The sequence below is a fragment of the Glaciecola sp. 1036 genome (assembly GCF_050306235.1).
In the GTDB taxonomy this organism is placed as follows: domain Bacteria; phylum Pseudomonadota; class Gammaproteobacteria; order Enterobacterales; family Alteromonadaceae; genus Glaciecola.
Genome location: NZ_JBLWFH010000007.1, coordinates 148,942 through 167,772 on the forward strand (window position 1 = coordinate 148,942; position 18,831 = coordinate 167,772).

Genomic DNA, 18,831 nt, shown 5'->3' on the forward strand with positions numbered 1-18,831 from the left:
ATGCGACAGAACATACACTTTATCAATGGAAAGTGGATTGCCGGTAATGGCGATACTTTTCAATCCATAGACCCAGCAAAAAATAAAAGCATCTGGGAAGGTGAAACAGCAACCTCAGACCAAGTAGGTCAAGCAGTAAATGCTGCCAGACAAGCATTTCCGGAATGGTCGTTAATGAGCTTAGAAGCTCGCTTAGTTTTCGTTCAAGCCTATAAGGAAGCCTTAGAAAGCAATAAACAAGCATTAGCCCAGATTATTGCAGAAGAAACCGGTAAACCTTTATGGGAAACCGCCACTGAAGCAGCCGCAATGATTGGCAAAATCGCTATTTCTGAGCGCGCTTATCATGAACGCACTGGCACAACAGAAAACCCTATGCCTGCGGGAAAAGCAATTTTGCGTCATCGCCCTCACGGCGTTGTTGCCGTATTTGGCCCCTATAACTTTCCGGGTCATTTGCCAAATGGGCATATTGTCCCTGCGTTGATAGCGGGTAATACAGTGGTATTTAAACCCAGTGATCTAACCCCTAAAGTGGCCGAGTTTATGGTCAAATTATGGGAACAAGCTGGATTACCGGCAGGCGTACTCAATCTAGTGCAAGGACAAGTCGAAACAGGCAAAAGTCTTGCTGCTCATCCTCAAATCGACGGGCTATTTTTTACTGGAAGTTCTACTACGGGTAAAGTGCTTCACCAACAGTTTGCTGGCGAACCTGGCAAAATTCTAGCTTTGGAAATGGGCGGTAATAACCCCTTAATCGTCACCCAAGTAGAAGATACCAAGGCCGCAGTACACGATATAATTCAATCTGCTTTTGTAACCTCTGGCCAACGCTGTACTTGTGCTAGACGTTTATATATTCCCCAAGGTAATGCAGGCGACCAACTAATTGACAAATTGGTTGAGGCGACAAAAGCCATTGTTGTTGGTCATTATGATGCGGAAGAGCAGCCATTTATGGGTGCTATGATTTCAGCAAAAGCGGCAGCAATGATGGTAAATGCCCAAGAAGCAATTTTAGCAAAGGGTGGTAAATCCTTGGTTAAAATGGAACACCTTGATACAAATACAGGTTTTGTAACTCCAGGTATTGTTGATATTACTGATGCTAGCGATATTCCTGATGAAGAGCATTTTGGTCCACTATTAAAAATTTGCCGTTACCTTGATTTTGATCAGGCCATTGAAATGGCAAATAACACAAAATTCGGTTTATCAGCAGGACTGCTATCTGACAGCCGTGAGGACTATGACTACTTCTTGCCTAGAATCAGAGCAGGCATAGTAAATTGGAATCGTCCAATTACCGGCGCTTCAAGTGCTGCCCCATTTGGTGGTATCGGCGAAAGTGGTAATCACAGAGCCAGTGCATTTTACGCTGCAGATTACTGCGCTTATCCTGTAGCTTCTGTTGAGTTAGAAGCGGTAACACTACCAGAATCTTTGAGCCCAGGATTATCTATTTAAGGAGTTTTATCATGCACACCAATGTTGATGCCTTGTTTTCTGGCTTGTGGCAAGACTATGTAAAAATCACCCCTTCCGCGGACAAAATCCATGATCTTCTGGGTGATAAGAGCGGTCAGTCAGACATCGTCAATGACCACATTGCATTACGAACCTTTAACTTACCAAAAGTAGGTATTGATAAATTAGCCCAACACCTACTAAATTTAGGCTATGAAGCTAAAGGCGATTATGACTTTGAGGCAAAAAAGCTATCTGCTAAGCACTTTGAGCATAGTGACTTAACAAAACCAAAGGTTTTTATTAGTGAACTCAGAGTCGAAGAAATGCCTGAAAAGGTACAAAACATCATCCATAAAATGATTGATCAAATGCCAGAAGACGCAGTAAATCAAACGGACTTTTTGTATTCTGGTACCCATTGGCAGGTTTCCAGCCAAGACTATAAAACCCTGTTGGAACATTCAGAATATGCAGCTTGGATGTCAGCTTGGGGTTATAGAGCTAACCATTTTACTGTTAGCGTAAATCACCTGAAAAATGTGAAATCACTAGAAGAAGTGAATCAGATTCTTAAAAATGCTGGTTATAAATTGAATACTTCAGGTGGCGAGATAAAAGGTGGAAAAGATGTGTGCTTAGCGCAATCGTCTACCATGGCTGATCACGCAGTAGCTAAATTCAGCGATACAGAACTCACTATTCCAAGCTGTTTTTATGAATTTGCGGAAAGATTCAATCTTCCTTCAGGCGAACTCTATCAGGGGTTTGTAGCAGCATCAGCTGATAAAATTTTTGAAAGTACTAACGCTAAATAACTAAGCTTTGGGTCAGGTCCTACTGGACCTGACTGCTATTCCTCTGTTTGTTCGGGATCAGATATTTCAGGCGCTTTAGGAAGCACAATTTCAATGTCATCTACACGCTGTAAGCCTCTAGGTAATTTGTTACCTCTACGTCCTCTTTCACCTTGATAATGAGATAAATCTGCCGGGCTTAGGGTCATTCCTCGTTTACCTGCAATTATTTTGACACTGGCATTTTCCGGTACTACGCGTAGATACACCAGATACTCTTCTCTGGTTTTTGCTTTAGCCGAAGAAATGTTCATCAACTTATTCCCTTTACCTTTACCTAAGGCTGGCAAATCACGAAGTGGGAATAAGAGCATGCGACCTTGGTTTGAAATTGTTAGGCACCAGTCTGTTTCAACATCGACCACAGGAATTGGCAACATCACCTTGGCAGCAGTCGGCAAACTAACATAAGCCTTACCTGCTTTGTTTTTGGTCAGCATATCATCAAATTTACCCACAAAACCGTAACCCGCATCTGAGCCCATTAGATATTGCTGATTGTTTTGTGCCATAACCACATATTGGGCTTGTTCGCCAGTCACGAAATTAAAGCGACCAGTGAGCGGCTCTCCTTGGCTTCTTGCGGAAGGCAAACTGTGAGCATCACAGGAGAATGTTCGACCAGACGAATCGATAAAGACGGCAGGTTGATTACTTCGACCTTTGGCGGAATGCAAAAAGCTATCGCCAGATTTATAACTTAAACTGGTTGCATCAATATCATGGCCTTTAGCGCATCTTGCCCAACCTTTCTCAGACAAGACAACAGTAACCGGTTCAGAGGGAACCAACTCTTTTTCCGATAAGGCTCTAGCTTCTTCACGCTGGACGATTGGGCTTCTTCGGTCGTCACCGTATTTTTCTGCGTCCGCTAATATTTCTTTTTTGATTAGGGTTTTTAAACGTCGATCTGAACCTAACAATAACTCTAACGCATCTCTTTCTTTAGACAGCTCGTCTTGTTCAGTTTTAATTTTAATTTCTTCTAGTTTAGCTAAGTGACGTAATTTTAGTTCTAGAATTGCTTCTGCTTGTTTATCACTTAAGTTAAATCGACTAATTAATTCTTTTTTCGGCTCATCTTCGTGGCGAATTATCGCGATTACTTCGTCGATGTTTAAGAAGGCAATCATTAAACCTTCTAAAATATGTAAGCGTGCCAAGATCTTATCTAATCGATATTGCAAGCGACGAGTCACAGTGTCTTTGCGATACACCAACCACTCATTTAAAATGGTGCGAAGATCTTTAACTTGTGGCCTTCCATCCAGACCAATCATGTTTATGTTGACGCGATAGCTTTTTTCTAAATCTGTTGTGGCAAACAAATGCTGCATAACTTGGTCAACGTCTACTCGATTAGAACGCGGAGTTACTATCAATCGAGTCGGATTTTCGTGATCTGATTCATCTCGTAAATCACTGACAAATGGCAGCTTCTTCGCCTGCATTTGGGCTGCAATTTGTTCCAGTATTTTAGCCCCTGAAGCTTGATGGGGTAATGCGGTTATTACTACCTCACCCGCTTCTTCGTGGTATTTGGCACGGACTTTAATACTACCTCGCCCAGTTTCATAAAGTTTCTTTATGTCTTCTTTTGGGGTGATGATTTCAGCATCGGTCGGATAATCAGGTCCTTGGACAATCTCTAACAACTCATGCAACTCAGCTTTACTGTTATCTAACAACAAGGCACAAGCATTTGCCAATTCTCTTACATTGTGCGGTGGTATATCTGTGGCCATACCGACCGCAATACCAGTGACACCATTCACTAGAATATGAGGCAAGCGCGCAGGTAATACCTTGGGTTCATTTAAGGTGCCATCAAAGTTGGGAATCCAGTCTGCCGTGCCCTGACCTAATTCAGTAAGTAACACTTCAGAAAATTTAGATAATCTTGCTTCGGTATATCGCATAGCGGCAAATGATTTTGGATCATCTGCAGCTCCCCAGTTTCCTTGACCATCGATCAGTGGATAACGGTAAGAAAAGGGCTGTGCCATTAACACCATAGCTTCATAACAAGCAGAATCACCATGTGGATGAAACTTACCTAATACGTCCCCTACAGTACGCGCAGACTTTTTGTATTTTGCATTATTTGACAAACCCAAATCAGACATCGCATAAATTATGCGTCTTTGTACTGGCTTAAGACCATCGCCAATATGCGGCAAAGCCCTGTCCATAATGACGTACATGGAGTAATTTAAGTAAGCGTCTTCGGTAAATTTTCCTAAAGAGAGTTGCTCTACGCCATCGCTATTTATTGTTATTTCGTTATTCATACGCTAGTGCTGCAAAAATTATCGGGTTGCTTTATATACTTCAAACAATGAAGTCATTATATTATGTCATAGTATCTTAAATTTCATAAAAGCTTAACGTTACTTTGCAGTTTTCACGCATAAAAGTGGTTTTATTTATCTGGGGCTTGTTGTTTGCATTTTTTGCCACTGCACAAGAAACCACGACAGACATAATTATTGATGGCAATGATCCTGATTTATTTGCTAATGAGTATTTTGCTGTCTATCAGCAACGTGCTGAATTAATGGATATTAATCGTTTTCTTGCAAATAAAAATTATCTGCCCTTTTCCCGATCAAAAAGCACAAATTTTGGTTTTGCAAATAATGGATTATGGTTTCATGCAAGCTTAACCAATCAAACTGAGCTTGAAGATTTTGTTATCAATATAAGATACGCGCTGCTTAACGAAGCTAAATTATATATATATGACCAAGGTAAATTAATCTATTCGGGCTCAGATGGAATTTTAGAAAAAAACTCATATTATCCAATGCCTACCTTTAAGGTAAAACTGCCAAAAGACAGACCATTAGAACTTTATTTATTTGCCTCATCTTCGACCTTATCAATTATTGCGCCTATCCACATTACTGAAATCGACGTGCATAACAAACTTAATCAGTACGACTTTTTATTATGGGGAGGATTTTATGGCGCAGCGCTGTTATTAGCAGGTTACGCTGTTTTTTATTCTTTTCAAAGACCTGATTTTATCAATGGGGTGTTTTTTCTACACATCTTGATAATTATCTGTTGGTTGTTTAAGTGGAGCGGTCATGCTCATGCTCTCTCGTTAACCACTGGCATGCTTCATAATCTGATAAGGCCCGAAGAATTGCTCATATTAATGTGCATTACCGGTAGCTTTTTCAATCTCACTATATTGCCGAAAGAATCCTACAGCCCAGCCGCTCATATTACACTGGTCACTTATATCTTCGTTGCTATCACTTTATTAGTAACTCTGATTTATGGTGTGGAAGATAAAAAGATTCGTTACATGGTCTTGTATGGCCTTGGCTTTACTTGTGTATTCGTCAATTTTTGGGCCAGTGCCTCTAGCAATTTCAGAGGATACGGGCCGGCGCAGGTCATAGTCGTTGGCTGGGTAATCTGTGGTTTAGGTGCAACTATGACCGCTATATATCTGAGTGGACTTATTCAAACTGCAACCTTTAATTCTCAAGTATTCATTACAGCACAAATCATTCAAGCAGGCGGATTCCTGTACGCTATTGTGAGTAAAAATCACTATAATTTAGAAACAGAGGTGCGCCTAGCCAATGCTGATGCACAAAACAACTTTAACATTATTGAAGAACAAAATGTCCACCTCGATCTTGCACGCAAAGAGGCAGAAAAAGCCAGTGATGTTAAATCACAATTCTTGGCCAATATGTCCCATGAAATTAGAACCCCGTTAAACGCGATTGTTGGTTTTAGTCGCGAGTTGATAAAGAAAAACAATGTGGTAGAAAAAGATGAGCATGTACGCATAATTAACTCTGCAGCTTCTGATTTATTAAATCTAGTAAACGATATTTTAGACTTTTCAAAAATGGAAGCAGGTCTATTGACCTTAAGTGAAAGACCTTTTTCGCCGAGGGAGCTGTTTGAAGACATTGCTGGGACCATGTCGAAGACGGCGCATTTAAAACAATTAGAATTTTTATATGAAGTAAACGCTCTTCCTCCTTTTCTCATTGGTGACAGTTTTAAAGTAAAACAACTGGTAACAAACTTGTTGGGAAATGCGTTGAAATTCACCAATTACGGCTACATTTCGTTAAAAGTCGAAAGTATTTTTTCTACCAGTGTTGAAGCGACCTTACGCATCCAAGTGACTGATTCTGGCATTGGTATTAACCCAGAAGAAATCGAAAACATTTTTAAGGCTTTCCATCAGTTGGATGATGAACTCAATCGTTCCTATCAAGGAACAGGTCTTGGTTTGGTAATTTGTCAAGAACTCGCTTATTTGATGCATGGCAGCATTAAAGTCGCCAGCCAGCCATCGGTAGGTTCAACTTTTACAGTGGAAATACCATTTCAAGTAGATACATCTAAAACCATTCAGCCTGAAATACCTTTTTTTGCCGGCAAGAAAGCCTTGGTATTTGACCCCTGGGGCATGTCTAGACGATTGATCGTTAAACAATTACAACAATCAGGATTTAACGTTAGCTCGTTTGAAACACTTGAACTAATGAAATCAAAGGTAACGAGAGATACTTATATTTTTATTACCTTACCGCATAAATATCTCGCCTACAGAAGTCAATGGTTGAGTAGTTTGAGAGACCTAGATCCAACGCTCATTATTTTGCTATATTCTGGCCCTGCGCCGTCAAATCAGTTACTTGGACAGATCCAAGTGACGCCCCATATGGTGCGTCTTCCACTAACGGCAAGAAAGCTAGAAGTATTGGAATCACCGTTTAAAATCCCGCAAACACACCCCGAGCAATCAGAATTGACTGACTTGCCTGCCATTCGAATGCTAGCAGTAGATGACATGGAGTTGAATTTACGTCTGCTTGAAACTTGGCTGAAAAACTCCCCCATAAATTTAGATCTCGCTTACGATGCTAGAACAGCAATCAAAAAATGTGAGCAAACCGAATACGATATCATCTTAATGGATATCCAAATGCCTGATATGGACGGTATTCAAGCTGCAAAAATGGTGAGAAAAACTACCTACAACTTAGGAACGCCTATCATCGCCGTTACAGCCCATGCACTAAAAGAAGAAAGAGATAAATTTTTGAATAATGGGTTAGATGACTTTTTACCAAAACCCATTAAACAAAATGAGCTGATAAGAATCATCGAACTTTGGTGCCATCAAGCGCCCATTGAGGTAAGCAATATAGTGGAAGAAACTGAAGAACCAGAGTTGAATGATAAAAGTATTGATTGGGCGCTTGCTATTTCTAGGTCAATGAATTCAGAAGAAGAAGCGTTTAAATTTATGGATAAACTAGTCGCCAATTTAGAGCAACAAATCCCTGTATTTGAAGAATTAAAAGCAAAACGACAAGTTGAAGATATTCTTTATCATGTACACAAATTACATGGCCCTTGCTGCTATACTGGCGTGCCTAAATTACAGCGCTTATTAAACCAAGTAGAAACCAGCATTAAACAAAATCAACAGCAAGATTACACCGAAAGTCTTTCCACTATCATTTTCGAAATGCAACACGTCATTAGTGAATGGTCTAAACGTAAATCCCGCCAGCAAAAAATATAAGGTATTATTGCTTAATCAATAAACTTTGATGGCACTCACGCAATAAATTAACAAAGGCTTGCGGGCTTCTATCCAGCTCGTTTACTGAGATAAAAATATCATACCCTAAACCTTCTTTTAGTCTTCTCATCCGATTCGCAAACATAGCCGCTATACCGTTTAACGAACTACCATCTTTGAGTTTGTATTTCTGGTCTTCGATTAGGTCGTCACCGTAACACTTACCTGATTGGCAATTTTCCTTTTCGATTTGCAAGACCAAGGGACGTTGCTCCATCAACAAATAGGTAATAAGGCGAGGCGAAATATTACGCAGAAATACTTCAGGATCTTTCAGTCTTATGCCCACCATTTCTAGTTCTCTGTGCTCTAACCCTTTACGTACTTTAGGTACGTCAATTCTTTGCACATTATCCCACTGAATTTGCCACTCGCCACGACGATGAAAAAACCGAATGCTTTGTTTAGAGATAGCCATACTATGTTTAGGTTCTTTTAATTTAAAGTAACCCATGGTGAAAGCAATTATGCTAGCTGACACCAATAATATACCAACTAGAAAAAAGAACTCTGGTAGTAAGGTCATTATCAATATACCGACTAACAGCATACATCCACCAATTAACAAGGTGGTTATCCCATTATTGGAAGACGTTCCTCTAATATTGATAGTGTCGATTTGCTCAATTGAAGACATAAAAATACACAGCAAACATGATAATTGCCCATAGAATTACATACCGCATTTGGCGGCAAAAGGCACACTCTGTATGCCACCAAGCGCGCAATTTTTGGCTAAAAGTTTCAGATTTAGGCATTTAAGCAGATTTGGGTTGATTGCTCTTGTTGTAGTAAGTATGCACTAATTTTCGACGTTTTTCCCGCAACCGACAAAGCAAAGTAATAATGGTTGGAGTAAAGACTAATGAAAGTATTACCGAAAATCCAACGCCACCGGCTAAAACCACTGCCAACGGAGGCCAAAAGCTACCATCACTAAACAACAATAACGGAATTAAACCGCCTACAGTGGTCACTGTAGTTGAGAGTATATGCCGACTACATCCCATAGTTTCGGTAATGATAGCTTCTATATCACCTGTCATCGCAGTTTTGTTACTGGCAATGGCAGCAATAATGACAATAGAGCCATTAATAGCAACCCCAATAAGTCCTGCACTGCCTAATAAAGGATTAAATCCTAGCGGTAAGCCTGATAACCATAGACTTAAAAAACCCAGGCCAACAGATAAAATCGCTACTATGCCAATCACGACAGCAAATCTTACACTCGAGAAACTCAAAATAAGAGATGTAACCATTAGCACCAGCAATACAGGCGCATAGGTTGCTAATTTTCCCAAAGCCTGCTGCTGTTCATCTGCGTCTCCAGCCATTTTAATGCTATACCCATTGGGTAAGTCAATTGCGCCTTCGAGCAATTTATTGCGTAAACTGTTACTTACTGACACTGCTGGCACGTCTGGCAGTAAAAATCCTTGAATCTTAATGACTCTTTCGCCATCAACTCGTGTAATCCCACTGATACTAGATGCAAGATCTAGTGCGCCCAATGCCCCAACACCAGTAATAATCCCCTGATTTCCATTCGACGATAACAGCGGCAAAGCATCGACTTCTTCCAGGCTTTTGCGCTGTGAATCTGCAATACGCACCCGCACAGGGAGTTCCTCAGTGCCTTCTAATACACTACCGCCGGTCGCGCCAACCAGTGCCTGTTGCAACTGAGATGCAATTTGATTCAATGCTAATTGGCTAAGATAGCTTTCATTTTCTGACACCTGATAAATAATTTCTGCTTCATCTAGTGACATGCTCTTAATTGACTGAGTTATCCCTGGAGTTTGCGACATTAACAGAGTTACTTGTTGCCCCAAAGAAGCTAAGACTTCGATATCTGGCCCAAAAATATCCACTTCGATAGGCGCAGGAATAGGCGGTCCTTGTCCAAATTTACGCACCACAATTTGCAGTCCAGGAAACGCATCTTGCAAACGAAATTGTAATTTACTAATAAGATCTTTTGCTGCGGTGACTGAATCTGTGGTTATTACCGCGTTGGCAAAATCAGGGCTGTTGTCTCGAGTCATCACTTGGTTATAGTAAACAGAAGGTGTAGAACCTCCCACTAACCAAGTGACTTGAGTAATATTTTCTTCTTCTGCTAATAAGCTATCAATTTTTTTTACTTGCTCGTATGTGAAGTTTAGCGAAGCTCCTTTAGGCGCAAAGGCGTAGATTTCAAATTGATCTCGGTCTGCACTGGGGAAAAAGACATTATCTAACTTAGTCGATAAATAAAATCCGCTCGCACAAATTAATACTATTGTCGGTAGCACTATTAGCGGCTTTGCGATTAATTTGGTCAGTAATTGTTTAAAGGCTAAGGATACATCTGGCATCTGAATGCCTCTTTGATACCACTTATGGTCCTCAGTAGCATCTCTGGGGAGGTAACGAGCAGCCAACGCCGCTATCAGAGTCAAGGAAATGCTCAATGAACCAATCAATGCCATGACGACACTGATGGCAACAGGTCCAATAAAATCACCTATATTACCGTTCAATAGAAAAATCGGCATAAAGCCTAAGACTGTTGTTAACGTCGAAGCAAGCAAAGGTGAAAACAGATGTCGAATACTCTTTATCAAAACCTCTAGTCTTGTAAGTGATTTTTGCAACAAATTGATGCGGATTTCATCGGTTATCACAATGGCATTATCGATTAATAAACCAATGGCAATAATGATCCCAAAAATCGACATCTGATGAATTTGTTGGTTGAAAAAACTCAACGAAAATACCGTAAATGCAGCACATAAAGGTAGCGCTAAACCCACTATCCAAGCTGCTCTAGCACCCATAAAAAGAAGTACAACTAGCATTACCACTACTGAGCCCATAAGTAAGTTAGTACTTAGTTCAGTTAATCTTTCTTGGGTATATTGATTTTGTTCAAACACAACTTTCGCATGCACACTACCAGCAAAGGTTTGGTTGAAATTATCCGCTTTTAATTGCAGTGAATCAGTCCAAGTATCGATTCGGACGTTTTTTTGCATGCGAATGGCAATAAAAATCGTCTGCTTGGCATTGAGTAATGCTATTTCACTGTTAGGGGATTTTGCTTCTCGTCGTACTTGAGCAATATCACCTACTCGAAGATAATCGCTGCTTGATGTGAATAGCGGAATATCCTCAATAATGGCGACCGAACTTAAAGGTTGGGATACCTGAACACGAATATCTCGTTCAGTGTTTCGCAATATACCGGCTGGAAGCTTTGCATCTGCGCTGGCAATTCGTTGTGCTACCTGTTCAATAGTTAAACCAGCGGCTGCCAATTGCTGAATATCAAGGTCGACGGTAATTTCCTCTTCCGGCGCGCCATAAATTCGAACCAATTCTGTGCCAGCAACGTTTCGCATTTGATCTGCAAATTCAGCAGCCATACGTCCTAAATAGGTTAAATCCAATGTTTGTTGTTCAGGCGTTGTGATGGCATAAATAGCGGTAAATGCAGTAGCCCCTCGCTTATCTTCAAGTATCGGAGGGTTTACACCTGCGGGAAACATTTTGGCCGCATCATCCATTGCATCGCGTATTTTGGCAAATATTTGCTGATTATTCGAAGCATCTACCCAATCTTGTAACTCGACTAGAATGGAAGAGAAGCCAGCTTTGGATGTAGATTTGATTTCTTTGATTTCGTATAACTGCCGCAATTCATCTTCTAGCACATCAGTGACTAACGCCTCAACGCGTTCTGCAGAAGCACCAGGATAACTGGTTAATACCATCACATTGCGAAGATCGATTCTGGGATCCTCTAGTCTTGGCAGATTTTGCAGTGCTGACATGCCTGCAACCAATAAAATGATAATGCTTAACGCAAGTAAATGCCCTTTCCGAAAAAAAGCACTGTACCAGGGAAAATGATTATTTGACGTTTCCACTAGTACGCATCCATGCTAATCGTTGATTCCCAATCATTTACTCGTTGGGTATTACTTACCAGTTGGCCCGGCGAGAGCCTGTGTGTTCCCTCAATTACGACCTTGTCGCCTTGCTTAATCGCCCCACTGACAAACACTTTATTATCAGCAACTTGCTCAACTATGACTAATTTGGAAACTAGCAGATTGTTCTCATCTACGACTAAGACCGACCACATACCTCGTACACCACTAGAAAGTGCGCTTAGTGGCAACCAAACACCTGATTTTGCGTACGGAATGTCAACACTTAATACCACTAGATCCCCAGTCACTACTTGCTTTTTACTGTCAGGGTAAATTGAAAAAATTGCATCCATGGTTCGAGTCGCGCTATTTCTATTTAAACTAATAGACTTTAATTCTGCATGTACCTTGTTCCCGTCAATTGAAATAGCAAAATCCTCTACAGTATTGAGTAGAAAAGCGGTCTTTTCCGGTAGTCCGAATTTAGCTTCCAGTGCATGGTTATCAATTAATTGAAAAATAACCTGTCCCGCATTGACTACCGCCCCTGCGTCAACGTTCTGGGTTATAATTTGTCCTGAAAAAGGCGCGAATATTGTGGATTTTTCGATCTCAACTTCAAGGGTCAGTAATCTTGCTTCTATCTCATTCACTATGGCATTATCTGCTTCTAACTTAGCCTGAGCTTCATCTAAACGCTGCCTAGGCTCTAGTTTTGCTTCCACTAGGTCAGTCACACGTTTACGATTAATTAGGGATAGTTTTGCTTCGGCCTTTGCTCTTTGCAGACTCGCTTTTAATTCTTCGCGCTGGGAAACCAATCTTTTGATATCCATGCTAGCCAGTGCTTGTCCATTTTCAACCAAAGCGCCTTCTTCGGCCAAAATAGTGGCTATAGTGCCACTTCTATCAAAGCCAAGATTGGCCTGTTGACGAGCTTGTAATTGACCAAATACTTTGCGTTGACGAATGTATTGCTCAACCTGTTGTGCTTCTATAAACCGAACCTTAGCATCCTGCACCACCATGATCTTCGCGTTATCAGCTGCCCCACTTTGATTTTTCCCAGACAACCACAACAAAAGCGCTAAACTGATAAAGCATATGGTCAGTATCACTAAAAGTTTGCTACGATTAGCCTGCATTTAATTTCCTAAGTTGGCGATAAGATGTTTTTGTGCAATACTAGAATATAAATACTAGACTGTCTAGTTTGATAATATGAAAGTTTCTTTAAGGTGGTAGCAAAGTGCACTCTCAAGCAAAAAAAATTTCCGCAGGGCGCCCTAAGAGTGACGAAAAAAGACGTAAAATATTAACCAGTGCGGCAACCTTGTTTCTTTCCCAAGGTTTTGAAAGAACCTCAATGGACGCCGTTGCCAAACACAGTGGCGTGTCAAAACAAACGGTGTATTCGCACTTCACAAATAAAGATGTCTTATTTAATGCTGTGATCGAAAAGAAATGTCGCATGCACAAAATTGATGACAGCAATATTTGCAGTTTGTCACAACCGCTAGCGACCTTGTTGGAAAATATTGGGTTGTGTGTAGTTCGCCTATTGGTGGATCCAGAAGTAATAAGTATGTACGCCACTGTAATTGCAGAGTCTAAGAGTAACCCTCATGTGGCTGAATTATTTTATGAAATAGGACCTAAATACAGCGTTATGCTGGTATCTTCATTGTTGCAAGAACATCCCGAAAGCAAGCTGGATGAGCATCAGTCGCTCGAACTTTCGATGGATTTTTTTAATATGCTAAAAGGTGAATATCATGCGCGCGCCATATTCAACATGGATTTTGAAATGACAGAGCAAAATCAGCAAATCTTGGCAAAACGTACAGCTGAAAAACTTATGCTCTTAATTCAAGCGGCCAAGTAGAAAAAATTTACAACAATAATTTTTCATCCCTCACACCTTATTATGAATGTTTGCTACAATCTTGAGTAAACTAATTATAAAAATACATTATGCAAAGCTTTGTCGGACAACATATTTTAAGCGTCAATCAATTTGATCGTGAAGCCGTAGAAACAGTGTTTGGAGTGGCAGATAAAATGCGCCCCTACGCGAATCGTGAAAAACGAACTACTGTGCTAGAAGGTGCGATTTTAGGCAATTTATTTTTTGAATCCAGTACTCGAACTAGGGTGAGTTTCGGCACCGCTTTTAACTTATTAGGCGGTGAGGTACGAGAAACCACTGGGATTAGTAGCTCAGCACTAGCCAAAGGTGAGTCTTTGTATGACACAGCTAGAGTGCTTAGCGGCTATAGTGATGTAATTGCTATGCGACATCCTCAACCAGGTTCGGTGAGTGAATTTGCTGAAGGAAGCCGTATACCTGTACTCAACGGTGGCGATGGCGCAAATGAACATCCCACGCAGGCATTGCTAGACCTTTACACTATTGCCAAAGAAAGAGCTTCTTATGGCGCTGGTATTGATAATTTGCACATCGCTATGATTGGTGACTTGAAACATGGTCGAACAGTACATAGTTTAGCGAAAATGCTCACGCTGTTTAAGAATATCCAATTTACCTTAATTTCTCCGGTTGAATTACGTATGCCAGATGAAATTTGCAGCATTATCACTGATGCTGGGCACCAGTTGACTATCAGTCAACAATTAGAAGGTATGGTAGAAGCAGATATCTGCTACCAAACTCGAATTCAGGAAGAAAGATTTGCTTCTCAAGAAGATGCAAATCGCTACCGAGGTAAATTCCGACTTAACCAACAAATCTATACTCAACACTTTAAATCCCAAACTGTCATTATGCATCCATTGCCAAGAGATTCTCGAGCAGAGGCAAATGAATTAGATAATGACCTCAATATGAACCCTAATCTTGCTATATTCAGACAAACCGATAATGGTGTCTTAGTTCGAATGGCTCTTTTCGCCCTTGTATTGGGTGTTGCAGATAAAGTTGCCGATTTTGATAGACCTGTTCATTGGTATTCAAATAAGAGAAGTTAAGCTTTATGAATCAATCAGAAACCCTATTCGCACGCGCTCAAAAAACCATTCCAGGGGGTGTCAACTCACCGGTGCGAGCATTTAAGGCTGTAGGTGGTACACCTAAATTTATCAAAAAAGCAGATGGTCCTTATATTTGGGACGTCGATGGAAAACGTTATATAGACTACATCCAATCTTGGGGGCCAATGATTTTAGGCCATAACAATGACAAAATTCGACAAGCGGTAATTGATGCTGCAGAAAATGGTCTAAGCTATGGCGCACCTACAGAGGCCGAAGTAATAATGGCCGAACTTGTGAGTTCTCTAGTCCCCAGCATGGAAATGGTGCGTATGGTGAATTCGGGCACTGAAGCCACCATGAGTGCTATTCGTTTAGCCAGAGGTTATACCGGCAAAAATAAGATCCTTAAGTTTGAAGGTTGTTATCACGGACATGCAGATGCTTTATTGGTAAAAGCTGGCTCAGGTGCACTTACCTTTGGCGTGCCATCCTCCCCAGGTGTACCAGCTGACTACGCCAAACATACCCTGACCGTAGAATTTAATAATCTTGCATCAGTAAAACAAGCGTTTGAGCAAAATCCAAATGATATTGCTTGCATCATAGTTGAACCAGTCGCCGGCAATATGAACTGTATTCCTCCAGTAGAAGGCTTTTTAGAAGGCTTAAGATCACTTTGTGACGAATATAACGCAGTGTTGATTTTTGATGAAGTTATGACGGGTTTCAGAGTATCTAGAGGCGGAGCCCAAGAGCACTATGGCGTTGTTCCTGACTTAACCTGTCTAGGTAAAGTGATAGGGGGTGGAATGCCCGTTGGTGCTTTTGGTGGGAAACGAGAAATTTTAACCCACATTGCGCCTACTGGCCCTGTATATCAAGCTGGAACACTGTCTGGTAATCCGATTGCAATGGCAGCAGGTTTAGCCGCTTTATCGCAAATCAAAGAGGGTGATTTTTACCCAGAACTCTTTGCTAATACCCAACGACTTGCTGAGGGATTCGCTGAGAAGGCACACAAACACGGAATTCCTATGACTATTAATTTTGCCGGCTCTATGTTTGGTATCTTCTTTACCGATGTAGAAAAGGTCGTGAATTATCAACAAGCCATTAACTGTAATACCAAGCAGTTCAATCAATTTTATCATGGTATGTTAGAAGAAGGCGTTTACCTAGCGCCAGCGTCTTTTGAAGCGGGATTTGTGTCCAAGTTACATGATGAACAGATAATCAATGAGACCCTAGCAGCCGCCGATAGAGTTTTCGCTCGTATCGACAAATAATCATCTATTATACAGGCAGCAAGCCCGCTTGCTGCTTGATAAATGTAATAGAAGGTGCAAAAAAAGCAGCGCCTGTCTCTGCACTAGAATAATCTAACAATCGGTCGTAATGTCCTTGCTGGTCACCGTAAATTCTACTGTGTAAGTAGCGTTTAAACGCTTCAGGGTGTCTGGCACAACTAACAAAATATAAGCCCTGCACACTCATATTGCCATACGGCATGCTTTGATTCAGTAAAATAGGGTACTCACCATCAGGGCCGGTAATTTTAGTCCTAAAGGCATGGGAAGAAAGCCCTGAATCCACCACTGGTAAATTATGTTCTCGGGTTTTACCCATGATCTTTTCTTGGCGAGATTCCGACAACGCGTTCCAGCGCGCCATGTCATGGCGATAACGCTGAATATGCAAATAGCTGCCTCCTTGGAAGCCGTGATTTTCATCACCAACTATTGCAATATCAAGTTTTTTCATTCCTCTGGGATTTTCATCTGTTATTACAAACCCAGTGAGATCACGTCCATCGAGATATCGAAATGCCCTCACCTGCTCTACCATTTCAGTATGCAACTTAAAGAGATCGACAATTTTAATCCCTATTTCGTGACAAATGTCTAATCGATCGGCACGTATTTGTACAAATATATCCGCAATCATCACTGGCGCACATCTATCTTCTGACTGCATATCAGGAAAAGGTGATAACCCAGCTGGTGTGGCGTCTGGATACAACTCTTGCCAAAAACTTGCGCCAATGCCTACCAGCCCAGAAACCATAGCTTCATAATGTTCGTCTTCGTAATAATCGAAAATATCCAAACATACAGCTAGTTTGCTGCGAATTGCTGACAAATCATCATCAACTACATTAAATAATAAATATTGAGCATGTAAGTTAGGTTCGGCGCAAACGCCTTTTTGTGGTTGACTCATTGTTATTATAATTCTCGCTAATACCCTGCGGCTTGCCCGTCTTTGCGGGACTCTGATGCACCATAGTATACCGTTTGTTTGCTATCAAACAAAATAGCTTGATAACCACCATAGGCGCCCACGACATCTTGAATTTTGTGGCCTTTTTCCATTAATTCACGTCGAGTTTTATACGAAAATCCTGATTCAAGGCTTATATATCCACCATCATTCATAATATCGCCTTCAGGGGAGCTAGAACCTGAATGTAAAATACGAGGAGCATCACCTGCTTCTTGTAAGTTCATGCCAAAATCAATTAAGTTAACAATGATCTGTGCATGCATTTGCGGTTGAGTGCCGCCGCCCATGACACCAAAACTTAGCATGGGTACATTATTACGTGTCACAAACGCTGGAATGATGGTATGAAACGGTCGTTTACCCGGCTCAAATTGATTGAAGTGCCCTTCTTGCAAAGCAAACATTTCGCCTCTATTTTGCAGCACAAAACCTAAATCTGTCGGTATCATTCCTGAGCCCATACCGCGATAATTACTCTGTATTAATGACACCATATTGCCGTCTTTATCTGCGGTCGTAAGATATATGGTGTCCCCTTCATATCTGCCGGCATCATAACGTTTAGCAGCTTTTTCTGGGTGGATCAGTTGTTGACGTTGTTTAGCATATTGTTTGGAGATTAACCAATCAACTGGAATCTTATTAAATGCAGGGTCACTGTAAAACTTGGCTCTGTCTTCAAAAGCTAGTTTTTTTGCTTCTACGAATGTGTGGACAAATTCCGCACTGTCTCTTTCCATGCTTTCAATGTCATAAAGCTCAAGTACATTGAGGATCTGCAATGCAGCTATGCCTTGTCCGTTAGGGGGTAACTCCCAAATGTCGTAACCACGATAGTTGGTTGATACTGGATCTACCCATTCAGAGAAATGCGCTACCATGTCTTGATAAGATAAGAAGCCCCCTTGAGATTCCATAAACGCCCCTATGGTTCGAGCAATATCGCCTTTATAAAAAGCATCACGCCCACCGGTTGCAATTTTCTCATAGGTAGCTGCAAGGTTAGGATTACGAAATATCTGGCCTTTCTGAGGCGTTTTACCATTAAAAGTGAAAGTGCTTTCGAATCCAGGATAGTGCCCTATGCGCTTTTGGTTCATCTCAAAATAATAGGCAATGAGTTCTGATACCGGAAAACCGTTTCTTGCATAGCCAATGGCAGGCGCTAGTATTTTCTCCATCTCAACAGAACCGAAGCGTTCATGGAGCATAAACCATCCATCCACTGCCCCCGGTACGGATACAGGTAGAGGCCCAAATTTAGGAATTTTTGTTATTCCTTGCTCTTGAAAATAGTCTAATGAAAGAGATTGAGGACTACGGCCAGAGGCGTTTAAACCATACAGACGCTTAGTTTTGGCGTCCCAAACAATGGCAAATAAATCTCCCCCAATACCACTGCCCGTTGGTTCCACTAACCCTAACATGGCGTTAGCAGCAATTGCTGCATCTATGGCATTTCCACCGGCCTTTAAAATATCTAAACCCACTTGGGTCGCCAGCGGTTGACTCGTCGCCACCATCCCTTGTTGAGCAATCACCTCTGAACGTGTGGCAAACATCTCCCCGGTAATTCTGTCAAAAGCAGATGCCGTAAAAGAGCAAAGCAACAACCCAACCCCAAAAAAATGGAGCCGTAGTTCATTATTTAAAAAATGGAGCCGTAGTGCAT

12 protein-coding genes are annotated in these 18,831 nt (G+C 41.2%); 6 read left to right on the forward strand and 6 right to left on the reverse strand.

Translation table 11 applies throughout. The annotated features are described in order from the left end of the window. On the forward strand, positions 1-1,470 hold the full coding sequence (gene astD, locus ACNKW3_RS12085) for a succinylglutamate-semialdehyde dehydrogenase (protein ID WP_427399552.1): 1,470 nt from the start codon (positions 1-3) through the stop codon (positions 1,468-1,470). 11 nt (positions 1,471-1,481) lie between these two features. Continuing rightward, the gene (locus tag ACNKW3_RS12090; RefSeq protein WP_427399553.1) at positions 1,482-2,288 is read left to right on the forward strand and encodes a DUF1338 domain-containing protein; all 807 of its coding nucleotides are present in this window, start codon (positions 1,482-1,484) and stop codon (positions 2,286-2,288) included. A gap of 35 nt (positions 2,289-2,323) precedes the next feature. Here the strand turns inward: ACNKW3_RS12090 and parC are convergent, their stop codons facing one another. Continuing rightward, positions 2,324-4,618, reverse strand: a complete 2,295-nt coding sequence (gene parC / locus ACNKW3_RS12095) for a DNA topoisomerase IV subunit A (RefSeq protein ID WP_427399554.1) — start codon at positions 4,616-4,618, stop codon at positions 2,324-2,326. Between the two features lie 125 nt (positions 4,619-4,743). Here parC and ACNKW3_RS12100 point away from each other — a divergent pair, with 125 nt between their 5' ends. Then, positions 4,744-7,899 carry an ATP-binding protein gene (locus tag ACNKW3_RS12100; RefSeq protein WP_427399555.1) on the forward strand — a complete coding sequence of 1,052 codons (3,156 nt, stop codon included), beginning with the start codon at positions 4,744-4,746 and terminating at the stop codon, positions 7,897-7,899. 4 nt (positions 7,900-7,903) lie between these two features. Here the strand turns inward: ACNKW3_RS12100 and ACNKW3_RS12105 are convergent, their stop codons facing one another. The 3 genes from ACNKW3_RS12105 to ACNKW3_RS12115 all read right to left on the reverse strand — a co-directional run bounded on the left by ACNKW3_RS12105 (position 7,904) and on the right by ACNKW3_RS12115 (position 13,027). After that, positions 7,904-8,596, reverse strand: coding sequence for a DUF2982 domain-containing protein (locus tag ACNKW3_RS12105; protein WP_427399556.1), 693 nt, complete (start codon positions 8,594-8,596; stop codon positions 7,904-7,906). Positions 8,597-8,717: 121 nt separating this feature from the next. Further along, positions 8,718-11,876 (reverse strand): efflux RND transporter permease subunit, encoded by a 3,159-nt coding sequence (locus ACNKW3_RS12110; protein WP_427399557.1) that lies wholly within the window; start codon positions 11,874-11,876, stop codon positions 8,718-8,720. Then, complete coding sequence (locus ACNKW3_RS12115; RefSeq protein ID WP_427399558.1) at positions 11,876-13,027, reverse strand: efflux RND transporter periplasmic adaptor subunit; 1,152 nt, start codon at positions 13,025-13,027, stop codon at positions 11,876-11,878. The genes ACNKW3_RS12110 and ACNKW3_RS12115 overlap by 1 nt, the downstream gene beginning before the upstream one ends. 104 nt (positions 13,028-13,131) lie before the next feature. On the opposite strand from ACNKW3_RS12115, the gene ACNKW3_RS12120 reads away from it, so the two are divergent. From ACNKW3_RS12120 to hemL, 3 genes are all read left to right on the forward strand, one after another. Next, complete coding sequence (locus ACNKW3_RS12120) at positions 13,132-13,767, forward strand: TetR/AcrR family transcriptional regulator (protein WP_427399559.1); 636 nt, start codon at positions 13,132-13,134, stop codon at positions 13,765-13,767. An 89-nt stretch (positions 13,768-13,856) separates the two neighbouring features. Beyond that, positions 13,857-14,870 (forward strand): aspartate carbamoyltransferase, encoded by a 1,014-nt coding sequence (locus ACNKW3_RS12125; RefSeq protein ID WP_427399560.1) that lies wholly within the window; start codon positions 13,857-13,859, stop codon positions 14,868-14,870. Positions 14,871-14,875: 5 nt separating this feature from the next. Then, entirely contained in the window at positions 14,876-16,162 is a 1,287-nt protein-coding gene (hemL, locus tag ACNKW3_RS12130; protein WP_427399561.1) for a glutamate-1-semialdehyde 2,1-aminomutase, read from the forward strand. Between the two features lie 7 nt (positions 16,163-16,169). On the opposite strand, the gene ACNKW3_RS12135 is transcribed toward hemL, so the two are convergent. Next, on the reverse strand, positions 16,170-17,096 hold the full coding sequence (locus ACNKW3_RS12135; protein WP_427399562.1) for a Dyp-type peroxidase: 927 nt from the start codon (positions 17,094-17,096) through the stop codon (positions 16,170-16,172). Positions 17,097-17,113: 17 nt separating this feature from the next. Beyond that, positions 17,114-18,721, reverse strand: coding sequence for a gamma-glutamyltransferase (gene ggt, locus ACNKW3_RS12140; RefSeq protein WP_427399563.1), 1,608 nt, complete (start codon positions 18,719-18,721; stop codon positions 17,114-17,116). Positions 18,722-18,831: the final 110 nt, after the last annotated feature.